The 12,781-nt window shown below is 59.9% G+C and carries 11 protein-coding genes; 3 read left to right on the forward strand and 8 right to left on the reverse strand.

Going from position 1 to position 12,781, the window contains the following annotated elements; translation table 11 throughout:
• Positions 1–59: 59 nt before the first annotated feature.
• The 7 genes from accD to purB form a co-directional block, all read right to left on the reverse strand.
• Complete coding sequence (accD, locus tag BOSE62_RS02310) at positions 60–914, reverse strand: acetyl-CoA carboxylase, carboxyltransferase subunit beta (protein WP_159641161.1); 855 nt, start codon at positions 912–914, stop codon at positions 60–62.
• A 100-nt stretch (positions 915–1,014) separates the two neighbouring features.
• Positions 1,015–1,812: a tryptophan synthase subunit alpha gene (trpA, locus tag BOSE62_RS02315; protein ID WP_159641164.1), complete on the reverse strand. Its 798-nt coding sequence runs from the start codon at positions 1,810–1,812 to the stop codon at positions 1,015–1,017.
• Positions 1,813–2,052: 240 nt separating this feature from the next.
• The gene (trpB, locus tag BOSE62_RS02320) at positions 2,053–3,288 is read right to left on the reverse strand and encodes a tryptophan synthase subunit beta (protein WP_159641167.1); all 1,236 of its coding nucleotides are present in this window, start codon (positions 3,286–3,288) and stop codon (positions 2,053–2,055) included.
• 87 nt (positions 3,289–3,375) lie between these two features.
• A complete protein-coding gene (locus tag BOSE62_RS02325; RefSeq protein ID WP_159641169.1) occupies positions 3,376–4,020 on the reverse strand; it encodes a phosphoribosylanthranilate isomerase in 645 nt (214 codons plus the stop codon).
• A gap of 161 nt (positions 4,021–4,181) precedes the next feature.
• Positions 4,182–4,856 carry an orotidine-5'-phosphate decarboxylase gene (gene pyrF / locus BOSE62_RS02330; protein ID WP_159641172.1) on the reverse strand — a complete coding sequence of 225 codons (675 nt, stop codon included), beginning with the start codon at positions 4,854–4,856 and terminating at the stop codon, positions 4,182–4,184.
• Positions 4,853–5,233, reverse strand: coding sequence for a LapA family protein (locus BOSE62_RS17495; RefSeq protein WP_159641175.1), 381 nt, complete (start codon positions 5,231–5,233; stop codon positions 4,853–4,855). Before BOSE62_RS17495 ends, pyrF begins: the two co-directional genes overlap by 4 nt.
• Positions 5,234–5,320: 87 nt before the next feature.
• On the reverse strand, positions 5,321–6,622 hold the full coding sequence (gene purB, locus BOSE62_RS02340; protein ID WP_159641178.1) for an adenylosuccinate lyase: 1,302 nt from the start codon (positions 6,620–6,622) through the stop codon (positions 5,321–5,323).
• A 113-nt stretch (positions 6,623–6,735) separates the two neighbouring features.
• Between purB and BOSE62_RS02345 the strand changes: the two genes are divergently transcribed.
• Both BOSE62_RS02345 and BOSE62_RS02350 read left to right on the forward strand, forming a co-directional pair.
• A complete protein-coding gene (locus BOSE62_RS02345) occupies positions 6,736–7,836 on the forward strand; it encodes a 6-phosphofructokinase (protein ID WP_159641180.1) in 1,101 nt (366 codons plus the stop codon).
• 126 nt (positions 7,837–7,962) lie between these two features.
• The gene (locus tag BOSE62_RS02350; protein ID WP_236553790.1) at positions 7,963–8,706 is read left to right on the forward strand and encodes an SDR family oxidoreductase; all 744 of its coding nucleotides are present in this window, start codon (positions 7,963–7,965) and stop codon (positions 8,704–8,706) included.
• A gap of 7 nt (positions 8,707–8,713) precedes the next feature.
• Here BOSE62_RS02350 and radC read toward each other — a convergent pair whose 3' ends face one another.
• Positions 8,714–9,418, reverse strand: coding sequence for a RadC family protein (radC, locus tag BOSE62_RS02355; RefSeq protein ID WP_159641183.1), 705 nt, complete (start codon positions 9,416–9,418; stop codon positions 8,714–8,716).
• Between the two features lie 148 nt (positions 9,419–9,566).
• Between radC and BOSE62_RS02360 the strand changes: the two genes are divergently transcribed.
• Positions 9,567–12,710, forward strand: a complete 3,144-nt coding sequence (locus BOSE62_RS02360) for an intermembrane phospholipid transport protein YdbH family protein (RefSeq protein WP_159641186.1) — start codon at positions 9,567–9,569, stop codon at positions 12,708–12,710.
• Positions 12,711–12,781: the final 71 nt, after the last annotated feature.

A 12,781-nucleotide genomic window follows, 5' to 3' on the forward strand; every position in this document is an offset into this window, starting at 1 on the left:
TGCCATGGTCATGGAGGATGCTCCCACCCCTAACCCCTCCCGCGAGCAGGAAGGGGGAGTTAGGCCGCGTCTTTCCATGCCATCAGATAGCCCATAACATGGGCCAGCTTCTCGCGCAGTTCCTTGCGGTGTACCACCATGTCGACCATGCCGTGCTCGAGCAGATATTCCGCGGTCTGGAACCCCTCGGGCAGTTTCTCGCGGATAGTATTTTCGATCACCCGCTGACCGGCAAAGCCGATCATCGCGCCGGGTTCGGAGATATGGACATCGCCAAGCATCGCATAGCTGGCGGTGACGCCGCCGGTGGTCGGATCGGTCAGCACGACGATGAACGGGATACCCGCCTCGCGCAGCATCGAGATTGCCACCGTTGTCTTGGGCATCTGCATCAGCGACAAAATGCCTTCCTGCATCCGCGCGCCGCCAGCAGCGGTGAAGATGATATAGGGGCACTGGTCCTTCAGCGCCCGCTTGGCGCCGTCGACAAAGGCCTGACCCACAGCCAGCCCCATCGAGCCTCCCATGAACGAGAAATCCTGAACACCGACGACGCAGGGGATCGACTCGATCGTTCCCTTGACATTGATCAGTGCATCCTGTTCGCCGGTCTTGGCGCGGGCCTCTTTCAGCCGGTCGGTATATTTCTTCTGGTCCTTGAATTTCAGCGGGTCTTCCTGGACCTTCGCCCAGGGAATCAGCTTCCAGCTATCCTCATCCATGATCTGGGCGAAGCGGACCATCGGCCCGATACGGCCGTGATGGTCGCATTTCGGGCAGATATACATATTGTCCTGATATTCCTTGAGAAACACCATCGCTTCGCATTTCTTGCACTTGTGCCAGAGATTGTCGGGCGTTTCCTTCTTGGTGATCGACGCGATCTTTTTGCGGACATTGCTTAGCCAGGACATGATTTACCCTTATCTTCTGTTCCGTTCGTCTCGAGCGTAGTCGAGAGACTTTTTGTACGCAGGCATCTCGACTTCGCTCGATGCGAACGGTTTTTCAAATTCACCCGTGTCTAGCCACTCTGATAGCATCGGAAAGCGACTTTACATAGTCCCTGACATGGGGCGCGGCATCCTTGCCATATTCGCCGACAATCTCGACAATCGCCGAGCCGACGACGACGCCATCCGCGACGCGGGCGATATCGGCGGCCTGTTCGGGCGTACGCACGCCAAAGCCGACGGCGACCGGCAGATCGGTGCCCGCTTTCAGCCGGGCGACCGCTTCCTCGATGCTGGCCTGGGCCGCCTGTTGCTGGCCGGTGATTCCGGCGACGGATACATAGTACAGAAAGCCGCTGGCATTGCTCAATATCTGTGGCAGGCGCTCCGCATCGGTGGTCGGGGTGGCAAGGCGGATCACCGCAACATCCTTGGCGCGCAGCGCGTCCCCAAGGCTTTCGTCTTCCTCGACCGGAATATCAACGCAGATCACCGCATCGACACCGGCATCGACGCAGGCATTGGCGAACCACTCGGAGCCCCGGATGGTCATCGGATTGGCATAGCCCATCAGCACCAGCGGCGTGTCCGGGTGACGCTGACGAAATTCCCTCGCCATGTTGAAGATGTTTGCGGTCGTGGTGCCCGCTGCAAGGCTACGGATATCCGCTTCCTGGATCGAGGGACCATCGGCCATCGGATCGGTGAACGGCATGCCGAGTTCGATGATATCTGCGCCACCTTCGACCAGCGCATCGAGAATGGCACCGGTATCGGCAGGGGTCGGATCGCCAGCGGTGACAAAGGTGACCAGGGCCGCGCGGTCGGCGGGGAAGGATGAGGAGAGGCGATCAGTCATGATTATCCCTAACGACGTTCCAAATTCCGTATAAAGCAAGCGCTATAGAAAGTGCGGTTGCTGAAACATAATCTCCAAAATCTAGGAGATCGTCATAATCTTGAGCCCAGTGGGCAGCAGCTCTTACCAAGAGATGGATTGAAGTAAAGCCGAGTAGAAAAACTCCAACACCCGTCCAGCGAACTTTAATGTCCCCCTGATCCGTTATCCGATGGAAATGAATCCATTTCACTAGTCTTTTCAAATCTCGGTCCCCAGCGCCTCGGCGACGGTAAAAATATCCTTGTCGCCACGTCCGCAAAGGTTCGCCAATATGATCTGGTCCCGATCCATCTTCACCGCTTCGCGCACCACCGCTGCAATCGCATGGCTCGGTTCGAGCGCGGGAATGATGCCTTCGGTGCGGCAGAGCAGCTGGAAGGCGTCGAGGGCTTCGGTGTCGGTGGCGCTGTCATAGTCGACGCGGCCGGATTCCTTCAGCCAGCTATGCTCGGGACCAATGCCGGGATAGTCGAGGCCGGCACTGATCGAATGGGCCTCGGTGATCTGGCCGTCCTCGTCCTGCAACAGATAGGTCTTGTTGCCGTGGAGGATGCCCGGACCGCCGCCCGCGAGGCTTGCGGCATGTTCTTTGTCGAGGCCATGGCCCGCCGCCTCGATGCCGAGCATCTTGACGTCCGGATCATCGAGAAACGGGTGGAACAGGCCGATGGCGTTGGAGCCGCCGCCGATTGCCGCGACCAGCATATCGGGCAGGCGTCCGGTGCGGTCGAGCATTTGGGCGCGGGCTTCTTTGCCGATCACGCTCTGGAAATCGCGGACCAGTTCGGGATAGGGATGGGGGCCGGCGGCGGTGCCGATGATGTAGAATGTGTCGTGGACATTGGCGACCCAGTCGCGTAGCGCCTCGTTCATCGCGTCTTTCAGCGTCGCCGCGCCGCTGGTCACAGGGACCACTTCCGCGCCGAGCAATTTCATCCGGAACAGATTGGGTTTCTGCCGCGCAACATCGGTCGCGCCCATGAAAATGGTGCAGGGCAGGCCGAAGCGGGCGCAGACGGTTGCCGTCGCCACGCCATGCTGGCCGGCGCCGGTTTCGGCGATGATCCGCGTCTTGCCCATACGCATGGCGAGCAAAATCTGGCCGACGCAATTGTTGATCTTGTGCGCGCCGGTGTGGTTGAGTTCGTCGCGCTTGAACCAGATTTGCGCGCCTTTGCCCTCGGGCGCATCCTTGCGGACTTCCTCGGTCAGGCTTTCGGCATAATAGAGCGGCGAGGGGCGACCGACATAATTTTGCAGCAGGTCGTTGAACTCTTCCTCGAACGCCGGGTCGGCCTGCGCCGCGCGATACTGTTTTTCCAGATCGAGGATCAGCGGCATCAGTGTTTCGGCGACATAGCGTCCGCCAAATTCGCCGAAATGGCCGCGGTCATCCGGCATGTTGCGGAAGCTGTTGGGGGGTGTGTCGTTCATGGGTTCGATATTTCCGTTCGCATCGAGCGAAGTCGAGATGCATCTGCGGGTGGTCTGTGTCTCGACTGCGCTCGACACGAACGGATGCTATCCGGCTTCGTCATAGTCCCGCACCGCTTGGCAAAAGGCGGCGATTCTGTCCACCTGTTTGACGCCGGGCGCGGATTCGACGCCGGAGGATACGTCGACCAGCGGGGCACGGGTGGCCTGCAGCGCCTCGGCCACATTGTGGGGATCAAGGCCGCCGGCGAGGCCCCAGTCTATCTTGTGCTTGTGATCGGCGAGCAGGGACCAGTCGAACGAGGTGCCGGTGCCGCCGGGCAGCGCCTTGGCCGGTGCGTCGAACAAAAGCCGGTCGGCAGCGCCGACATAGCGGCTGGATTTCGCCAGCGTCGGCTTGTCCTTCACGCCCAGCGCCTTCCAGATTTCGAGACCGCTGTTGTCGGCCACCAGCTTCAGCCATTCTGGCGTTTCGCTGCCGTGGAACTGGATCACATCCGGTTTGACCACGCTGATTGCCATACCGGTGGCCTTGGGTTCGGCGTTGACGAGCAGCAGCACCGTTTTGACTCGCTGTGCCGCATAGTTGCGCAATGCGGCGGCCCGTTCGAGCGACACATGGCGCGGGCTTTTCTCGAAATGGACGAAGCCGATATAGTCGGCACCCGCTTCGACGGCGGCGTCAATGGCGGCTTCGGAGGAGAGGCCGCAGATCTTGATTTGGGTTTTCATGGGAGGGGTCATTAGCGAGGCAAAATATATTCGTCATTAGCGAGGCAAAAAAATATGTTCGTCATCCTGAACTTGTTTCAGGATCTCTTGAGATTATGCATTGCCGGTGGGGGTCCTGAAACCAGTTCAGGATGACGATGAATATTGATGACGATGAAATATTAAAGCGTCGCCTCGATCGCCCGCGCCGCCGCATTGGGGTCTTCCGCTCCGGTGATCGGCCGGCCAATGACCAGCACGCTCGCGCCATTGTCGCGCGCCTGCCTCGGCGTCACCGCGCGTTTCTGGTCGCCCATCGCGCCGCCCTTGGGACGCAGGCCGGGAACGACGAAAAAGCCGTCTTTCCAGATCCTGTGTGCGGCCTCGACTTCGTTGCCGGAGCAGACAATGCCATCGAGGCCCGCTTCGCGGGCCAGTCCCGCCAGCCGCTCAACCTGGTCATGCGGGGTGCCGGTATAGCCGATCTGCGTCATATCATTCCCGTCCAGCGAGGTCAGCAACGTGACGCCGACCACCTTGGTATGCTCGTTCGCCGCCGCCTTGGCGTCCTCCATCATGGCGCGTCCGCCGGAGGCGTGAATGGTCACGATTGCCGGTTCGAGTACATTGATTGCCTGCATCGCCTTGGCGACGGTATTGGGAATGTCGTGCAGCTTGAGATCGAGAAAGATCGGCAGGTCGAGCTTCTGGATTTCGTGCACACCATGGTGGCCGTGGGCGCAGAAAAATTCGAGACCGAGTTTCAGGCCGCCGACATGGCCCTTGACCGACTGGGCAATCGCGATGGCCCGGTCGAGGTCGGGTGTGTCGATTGCGACGAAAATCGGGTTGGTCATGCGCCGGGCGCTTTCTTGTTATCAATGGATGAGATTGCCGGAGCGGGTTCGGCAGCGGGTGTTGGCGTCGGGGCCGCGGTGGTGGCTGGGGTTGGAGCAGGGGCTGGTGTCCGGCTGACAGCGGATGCTTGAGCGGTGGTGGGTCTTGCGGCTTCTTCCAGCGTCTTGATCCGGCGGGAGAGCCGCCATTTGGAACCTCTCAGCAGCAGCCATGTCGGCAGAAAACCGAGCAGGAAAGCGCCGACGACAAAAGTCGAAACCCGAGCTTCGACAACCGCCGCACCCAGATCCAGCGAAGCGCGCGCCTCGTTGGTCCACCAGAAGATGAACGTCGCCACCAGCAGGAGGACCCAGAAGAGGATTTTGATGAATTGCATGCCGCACCCTTTATGCCGTGTTCGAGCCTATCCTAGTCCTAAAAAAGGCCAGTGGCCAGATGCTATGCAACCGTCGCGGAAAAGACCCTATTCTCCGAAAACCCGGGCAAAAATCGTATCAACATGCTTGAAATGATAATCGAGGTTGAACCGTTCCTCCAGTTCAGCGTCCGACAGTTTGGCGGTAACGTCCGGATCGGCCTTGAGCAGATCGAGCAGCGCGATTTCGCCGTCCGATTCCCAGACTTTCATCGCGTTGCGCTGGACAATCCGATAGCTGTCCTCGCGGCTGATGCCCGCCTGGGTGAGGGCGAGCAACACGCGCTGCGAATGGACCAGGCCGCCCATGCGATCGAGATTTTTCTGCATCCGCTCGGGATAGATCAGCAGCTTTTCAATAACACCGGTCAGCCGTCCGAGGGCAAAGTCCAGCGTGATCGTCGCGTCGGGGCCGATCATCCGTTCGACCGAGCTGTGCGAAATATCGCGCTCGTGCCAGAGCGCGACATTTTCCATCGCTGGCAGGGCGTAGCTGCGGACCATACGGGCGAGACCGGTCAGGTTTTCGGTCAGGATCGGGTTGCGCTTGTGCGGCATCGCGCTTGAACCCTTCTGGCCCGGCGAGAAATATTCTTCGGCTTCGAGCACTTCGGTGCGCTGCAGATGGCGGACTTCGACAGCGAGTCGTTCAACCGAAGAGGCGATCACGCCCAGTGTCGCGAAATATTGGGCGTGGCGGTCGCGTGGAATGACCTGGGTGGAAACGGGCTCGACTTCGAGGCCCAGCTTCTCCGCCACATGTTCTTCGACCTTGGGGTCGATATTGGCAAAGGTGCCGACCGCGCCGGAAATGGCGCAGGTGGCGATTTCCTTGCGCGCAGCAACCAGCCGTTCGCGGTTGCGCTCGAATTCGGCATAAGCCTGCGCCAGTTTCAGACCGAAGGTCACCGGCTCACCGTGAATACCGTGGCTACGGCCGATGGTCGGGGTGAACTTATGCTCGTAGGCGCGCTTCTTGATCGCGGCGAGCAATGCGTCGATATCGGCGAGCAGTATATCCGAGGCGCGCGCCAGCTGCACCGCGAGACAGGTGTCGAGAACATCGCTGGAAGTCATGCCCTGATGCATGAAGCGCGCTTCTTCGCCAACATTTTCCGCAACATTGGTCAGGAAGGCGATGACATCATGCTTCACTTCGCGTTCGATCTCGTCGATCCGCGCAACGTCGAACTTCCCCTTGGCCCAGATCGCTTCGGCCGCTTCCTTGGGCACCACGCCCAGTTCGGCGAGCGCGTCGGTTGCGTGCGCTTCAATCTCGAACCAGATCTGGAATTTCGATTCGGGTTCCCAGAGGGTAACCATTTCGGGGCGGGAATAGCGTGGAATCATTTTTGGTCCTTGGGCAAAGAGGATGATTGCGGCAATGAATTGCCTTGATTTGCGGCCCCGCTAGCACCTACGAATTGAGTCGGCAATGCAGCCGCGGAAACAGGGAGAATAAAATGCGTCTGGCTATACTCACCGGCGGCGGTGATGTCCCGGGGCTCAATCCCTGTATCCAGTCGATTGCGACTTCGGCCTGGCAGCGTGGCTGGGACGTGGTCGGTCTGCGGCGCGGCTGGGAAGGGGTGCTGGAAATCGACCCGGCCGATCCCTGGGCCAATGAAAACAGCGTGATGATGCTCGACAAGGAGCGGGTGCGCGGCATCGACCGGCAGGGCGGCACGATATTGCACAGTTCCCGCTGTGATCCGCGGGTGACCGACCAGGGCGACCAGACACAAAAGGTGCTCGATATTCTCGATGCTCTCGCGGTCGATGTCCTGATCACCATGGGGGGAGACGGGACGCTGCGTTTCTCGGCCTATCTGTCGAGCCTCGGTCGCAATGTCATTTCGGTGCCCAAGACGATGGACAATGATGTCTATGGCACCGACTATTGCATCGGTTTCTCGACCGCTGTCACCCGTTCGGTGCAGGCAATCAACTCGCTGCGCACCACGGCGGCGAGCCATGAGCGGATTGCGGTCATAGAATTATTCGGTCGCCGGTCGGGCGAGACGGCGCTGTTGTCCGGCTTCCTCTCGCAGGCCGACCGGACCGTGATTGCCGAGGTGCCGGCGGACATGGATGTGCTGCTGCCGCTGTTGCTCGGTGACAAGGAGGCCAATCCGGAATCCTATGCGATCTGTCTGGTATCCGAAGGAGCCAGGCTGTCCGGCGCGACGGAATTTGCCGACGAGATCAACAAGTCGAACACCAGTCGCACCGGCCTCAATATCGGCACCCAGCTGGCGCGGGAAATCGAGGCGCGCAGCGACGAGCGCACGATCGTGCAGGAACTGGCCTATCTGATGCGGGCAGGGGAGCCGGACGCGATGGACCGGATGGTCGGCTTTGCCTTTGGCGCGCTGGCGGTGCAGCTGATCGAGCAGGACCGGATGGCCAATATGGTCTGCCTGACCGACGGCAATTACGATGTCGTGCCGATCGGAACGCTGCTGGAAGATAGCAAGGGCGTCAATGTGTCGGGCCTCTATGACGCAAATCTGTATCGCCCCAACCTGATCCAGGTCGAGGGCATGCCAATGTTCCTTTATTGAAGGCCTTCCTATATAGACGAGGGGGCCCGCTATCTATCGGCGACGGTGTCGGTCCAAGGGCTGATACCGGCGACCCGCTGTCATCGATAGTCTGGCCCGGACCAACTTAACTTTAACAGGATCAGCATGATGAGCATTTCATCCGAACGCGTCGCAATCATCACGGGCGCGTCCCGCGGCATTGGCGCTTCCATAGCCCGCCGTTTGGCAAGCGATGGTATGGCAGTTGTCGTAAACTATGCCGGCAGCGAAAAAGCCGCGGCCGAACTGGTCGACGAAATCGTAAACGCAGGGGGACGCGCGATCTCTGCGCAGGCGGATGTCGCCGATCCGCGGGCTGTCAGAAATCTTTTCGATACCGCCGAGGCGGAATTTGGCGGTGTCGATGTGCTGGTGAACAACGCCGGCATCATGAAGCTCGCGCCGGTCGCGCAAGTCGATGACGCAGATTTCGACGAAATGATGGCGGTCAATCTCAAGGGCACGTTCAACGGGCTCCGGGAGGCTGCGAAGCGGCTGCGAGATGGTGGTCGTATTGTAAATATTTCTACCAGCGTCGTCGGATTATATCTGCCGGCTTATGGGGTGTATGCGGCGACCAAGGCGGCAGTGGAGGCTCTGACGCATATTCTGGCGAAGGAGCTTGGACCCCGGTCGATTACGGTCAATTCCGTGGCACCGGGGCCAGTCGCGACCGAGCTGTTTCTCGAAGGCAAGGCCCCGGCAATGATTGAGCGGCTCGAGCAGATGATTCCGCTTGGTCGGCTGGGTGAAGTCGATGACATTGCCCGCGCCGTTTCCGTGCTGGTCGGGCCGGACGGCGGCTGGATCAATGGCCAGATAGTGCGCGTCAACGGGGGCGTGATCTAAGCGGCCGTCAAATCAGTCCTTTCGAACGGAAGGATGTGTGGCCGTCCCGGCCGATGATGATATGGTCATGAACGGCAATGCCCAATGTCGCCCCGGCGGCGCAAATGTCGCGGGTGATCGCAATATCCTGCCGGCTGGGGGTACTGTCGCCGCTGGGATGATTATGCACCAATATGATCGCGGCTGATCCCAGATCCAGCGCGCGCTTGATGACTTCTCTTGTATAGATGGCCGCCTGATCAATCGATCCCTCGCTGACCAGTTCGTCCCGGATCAGCCGGTTCTTGCTATCGAGGTGCAGGACCCGCACCCGCTCATGGGCAAGATGCGCCATATCGGCGCGCAGATAGTCGAGCAAGGCCTGCCAACTCGACAGGATCGGCCGGGTCCGCACCGGCTCGGAAAGCAGGCGCAAAGCCGCCACCTGCACGATTTTCAGCGCGGCCACGCTGGTTTCACCCATGCCGGGCAACTTCTGTAGCGCATCGGCGTCGGTGACCAGCAAACGGGAAAAGCCGCCGAACTCGCCGATCAACTGCTTCGCCAGTGGTTTCGTGTCCCGGCGCGGGATGGCCAGCGCGAGCAGATATTCGACCAGTTCATGATCGTGCAGCCCGCTGCCCTGACCGGTCAGGATGCGGTGGCGCAGCCGCGAGCGATGTCCGCTGCTCTTCCCAGGTGCGTCTGACGGCGATGGATGTCCAATAGTCATGGGTTCTTCGTTAGCAGAACAAATCGGGAACTTCGCGGATAAGCGGAGAAAAGACCGAAAATGTCCAATTTTCTGCAGGGCCAGAAAAACCGCGCTGGGCAACACTTGTACATTGCAACTTAAGGCAGACTTCTGCATTTCATCTGCGATGGAAGAAGAAATCGCCAATGACCCCGTCGGTCGCCTGTCCCGGTTTCGACTGTTCGGCGGGATATTGCTTGTTCTGCTTCTGCTCGGCCTGATTGTCCTGTGGATCAGCCGTACGACGCTGGCCGACAATTTCGTCCAATCGCAGCTGGACCAGATGGATGTAGCGGCCAGCTACGAGATTGACGACATAGGGCTCCGCAAGCAGGTCATTCGCAATCTGGTAATCGGGGATCCGGAACGACCGGATCTGACGGCCGAGCTGGTCGAGGTCGGCAACAGCCTGTCGCTGGGCGGGGTCGGGATCAACTGGGTCCGTGCGAGCGGCGTAAAGCTTTACGGGCGCGTGGAAGAAGGCAAGCTCAGCTTTGGCGAGCTCGACAAATTCTCCGATCCGGAAGATGACAGTCCGCTGGCGCTGCCGGATATGTGGATGGGCCTGGACGATGCAAAATTGCGGATCGACAGCGAATATGGGGCGATCGGCCTGGCGCTTAACGGGCAGGGCGAATTGCACAACGGCTTCAGCGGCGAAATTGCTGCCATTGCCAGCCAGCTGAATGCCGGCGGTTGCGCCTTGCAGAAACCGACGTTTTTTGGCGAAATCGCGATCCGGGATAAAAAACCCCGTCTGGAAGGGCCGCTGCGACTGCCCGCCTTCACCTGCGACAGTCTTGATCTGGGCGCCGAGGATTTTGCCGCACGGATTGCGATCGATCTTGGTGCCGATCTGGCGAGCTGGACGGGTAATATAGGCCTGATCGGCGGGCCGCTTCGCTATGCCGGCTACAGCAGTCAGGAAATCAGGGCCACTCTCGATCTGGCCGGCGACTTGCAGCAGAGCAGCGGCGCGGTCGATCTGACCGCAAGCGGACTGCAATCCCCTTATGGCAAAGCCAATATTTCGCAGATCAAAGGGCCGTTCACTCTGGGCTATGGCAGTGCCCCGATGACTGCGCGTTTTTCCGGCCAGCCCGAGATCCGCGGTGTGCAAGTATCACAACGCTATTTGCGCCAGACCGCCAGCCTCTCCGCCTCTTTTGCCGGGACGCCACTCGGTCCGATCGCCAGCCGGTTATCGCATGCGGTCCAGCGCGCCGGAAGCCGCTTTGACCTGTCGAGTGATATAGAGTTTTCCCGCACCGCCGAGCGGACAACCTTATCTTTTGATGCCGCAGCAGCCCGCTCGCGCTCCGGTGCTTCGATAAGCCTGAGCGACCCCTTGCTGCTGGTCTTTACCGACAAGAATATCCGGATGCTGGCCGACGGTCCGGTCCGGCTGGCCGGTGGCGGCTTTCCCAGCACCAGACTGCAACTTGACGACGGCAGCCTGTCACGGGGCTTTTCCGGAGCGCTGGCAATGGCCAATTATCAAGTCGGTTCGGCCCAGCTGAAAATCCCGGTCATGACCTTTTCACCGACGCGTCAGGGTGGGACCAGTATAGACGGGCGGATCATCCTGACCGGGCCGCTCGGCGATGGCCAGCTGACCGGACTGCAGATACCGGTCAGTGGCAATATCGGTCGTAACGGCGATTTCGCTCTGTTCCGTCGCTGCGTCGACTTGCAGTTTGCCAGCCTGCGCACGGCAGCGCTGACCGCCGGTCCAACCAGCGCACGCCTGTGTCCGCAGGGCAGCGCCATCGTCACCGGCAACGGAACGGGCGTGAATATTGCGGCCAGTGCCCCGTCGCTCAAACTGGACGGTGCGGTCGGCAGCACGCCGCTTGCCATTACGAGCGGTGCGCTCGGCTTTTCCCTTGCAAATGGTCTGACAGCGCGAAATGTCGGCGTCCGCCTGGGCACGGCGGAAAGCATGACCCGGCTCGACATGGCAGTGCTGAACGCCGCCTTCGGCAGTGCGATCAACGGACGGATAGAAGGGGCCTCTGGCAAGGTCGCCAATGTGCCCTTGCTGATGGAAAAAATAGAGGGCGACTGGCGCTATGAGAATGGCGCATTTCTGGCCGATGCCAGCCTGCTCGTCCGTGACGAGCAGCCGGTGGAACGTTTCCGGCCCCTGATCAGCAACGATGTGAAACTCGGTTTTGACGGCAATGATCTTACCGCAACCGGTCTGCTCCGCGAACCGGAAAGCCTGGCGTCCGTGGCGACCATTGATATTGCCCATGGTCTGGATGACAGCGAGGGCAGGGCGTTGATCGACGTCCAGTCGCTAATCTTCAACGACCGGTTGCAGCCCGAACAGCTGACGCCGCTGACTCTGGGCGTTATCGCCAATGTTCAGGGAGAAATATCGGGCACTGGCCGGATCGACTGGGATGCCTCTGAGAACGGGATCAAGAGCACGGGAAGCTTCCGTTCGCACGGCCTCAATCTGGCGGCCGCTTTCGGACCGGTGACCGGCCTTGCCGGAGAGATAGAATTTTCCGATCTGCTGGGGCTGGAAACCAGACCGGGGCAGGTTGTGACCCTGTCCGAAGTCAACCCCGGCGTAGCGGTGTTCAATGGCCAGATCCGCTACCGGTTGCTTCCCGATTTCAAATTGCAGGTGGAAGCTGGCGAATGGCCGTTCGCGGGCGGCAAGCTCTATCTCGAACCGACAATTCTGGATTTGAGCGAAGAGGCCGAGCGGCGGCTGCAATTCACTGTCGAGGGGGTTGATGCCGCCCAGTTCCTGACCCAGTTTGATTTTGAGAATATGACCGCGTCCGGTGTTTTTGACGGCAAGCTGCCAATGGTGTTCGATCAGGATGGGGGCCGGGTTGTCGGTGGCTATCTGGTGGCGCGCGAAGGCGGCGGTACGCTCGCCTATGTAGGAGAGTTGAGCTACGAAGACATGGGCACCATGGCCAATTTTGCCTTCAACGCGTTGAAGTCGATCCGATATCGCAACCTGACCATCGGAATGGACGGTGATATTGCCGGGGAAATCATTACCGAGGTGAAATTTGCCGGACTGCAGCAGGGCGAGGATGCCAGCCGCAATTTCATCACCAAACAGCTTGCGCGGATTCCGCTCGAGTTCAACGTTCGTATCCAGGCACCGTTCATGCAATTGATGAGCAGCGCAAAATCCTATTATGAGCCGGAGATACTGGTCGGCCAGAACCTGCCTGCCTTGCTGCGCGCGCAAGAAGCACGGGCAAAGGCGGCCGTGAAAGTTCTGGAAGAAGATGAATAGTCCATTCAGCCGAGGGAAAGCGAAGATGCTTTATCAGACAAGCCAATTGACGGATCGCACATATGGTGCGA

It is taken from the genome of Sphingorhabdus sp. 109 (assembly GCF_902506555.1).
Lineage (GTDB): Bacteria > Pseudomonadota > Alphaproteobacteria > Sphingomonadales > Sphingomonadaceae > Parasphingorhabdus.

Bases quoted from the DNA above. Each gene is read 5' to 3' on its own strand.
- accD (WP_159641161.1), bottom strand. From the start codon at position 914: ATGTCCTGGCTAAGCAATGTCCGCAAAAAGATCGCGTCGATCACCAAG.
- trpA (WP_159641164.1), bottom strand. From the start codon at position 1,812: ATGACTGATCGCCTCTCCTCATCCTTCCCCGCCGACCGCGCGGCCCTG.
- trpB (WP_159641167.1), bottom strand. From the start codon at position 3,288: ATGAACGACACACCCCCCAACAGCTTCCGCAACATGCCGGATGACCGC.
- BOSE62_RS02325 (WP_159641169.1), bottom strand. From the start codon at position 4,020: ATGAAAACCCAAATCAAGATCTGCGGCCTCTCCTCCGAAGCCGCCATT.
- pyrF (WP_159641172.1), bottom strand. From the start codon at position 4,856: ATGACCAACCCGATTTTCGTCGCAATCGACACACCCGACCTCGACCGG.
- BOSE62_RS17495 (WP_159641175.1), bottom strand. From the start codon at position 5,233: ATGCAATTCATCAAAATCCTCTTCTGGGTCCTCCTGCTGGTGGCGACG.
- purB (WP_159641178.1), bottom strand. From the start codon at position 6,622: ATGATTCCACGCTATTCCCGCCCCGAAATGGTTACCCTCTGGGAACCC.
- BOSE62_RS02345 (WP_159641180.1), top strand. From the start codon at position 6,736: ATGCGTCTGGCTATACTCACCGGCGGCGGTGATGTCCCGGGGCTCAAT.
- BOSE62_RS02350 (WP_236553790.1), top strand. From the start codon at position 7,963: ATGATGAGCATTTCATCCGAACGCGTCGCAATCATCACGGGCGCGTCC.
- radC (WP_159641183.1), bottom strand. From the start codon at position 9,418: ATGACTATTGGACATCCATCGCCGTCAGACGCACCTGGGAAGAGCAGC.
- BOSE62_RS02360 (WP_159641186.1), top strand. From the start codon at position 9,567: ATGGAAGAAGAAATCGCCAATGACCCCGTCGGTCGCCTGTCCCGGTTT.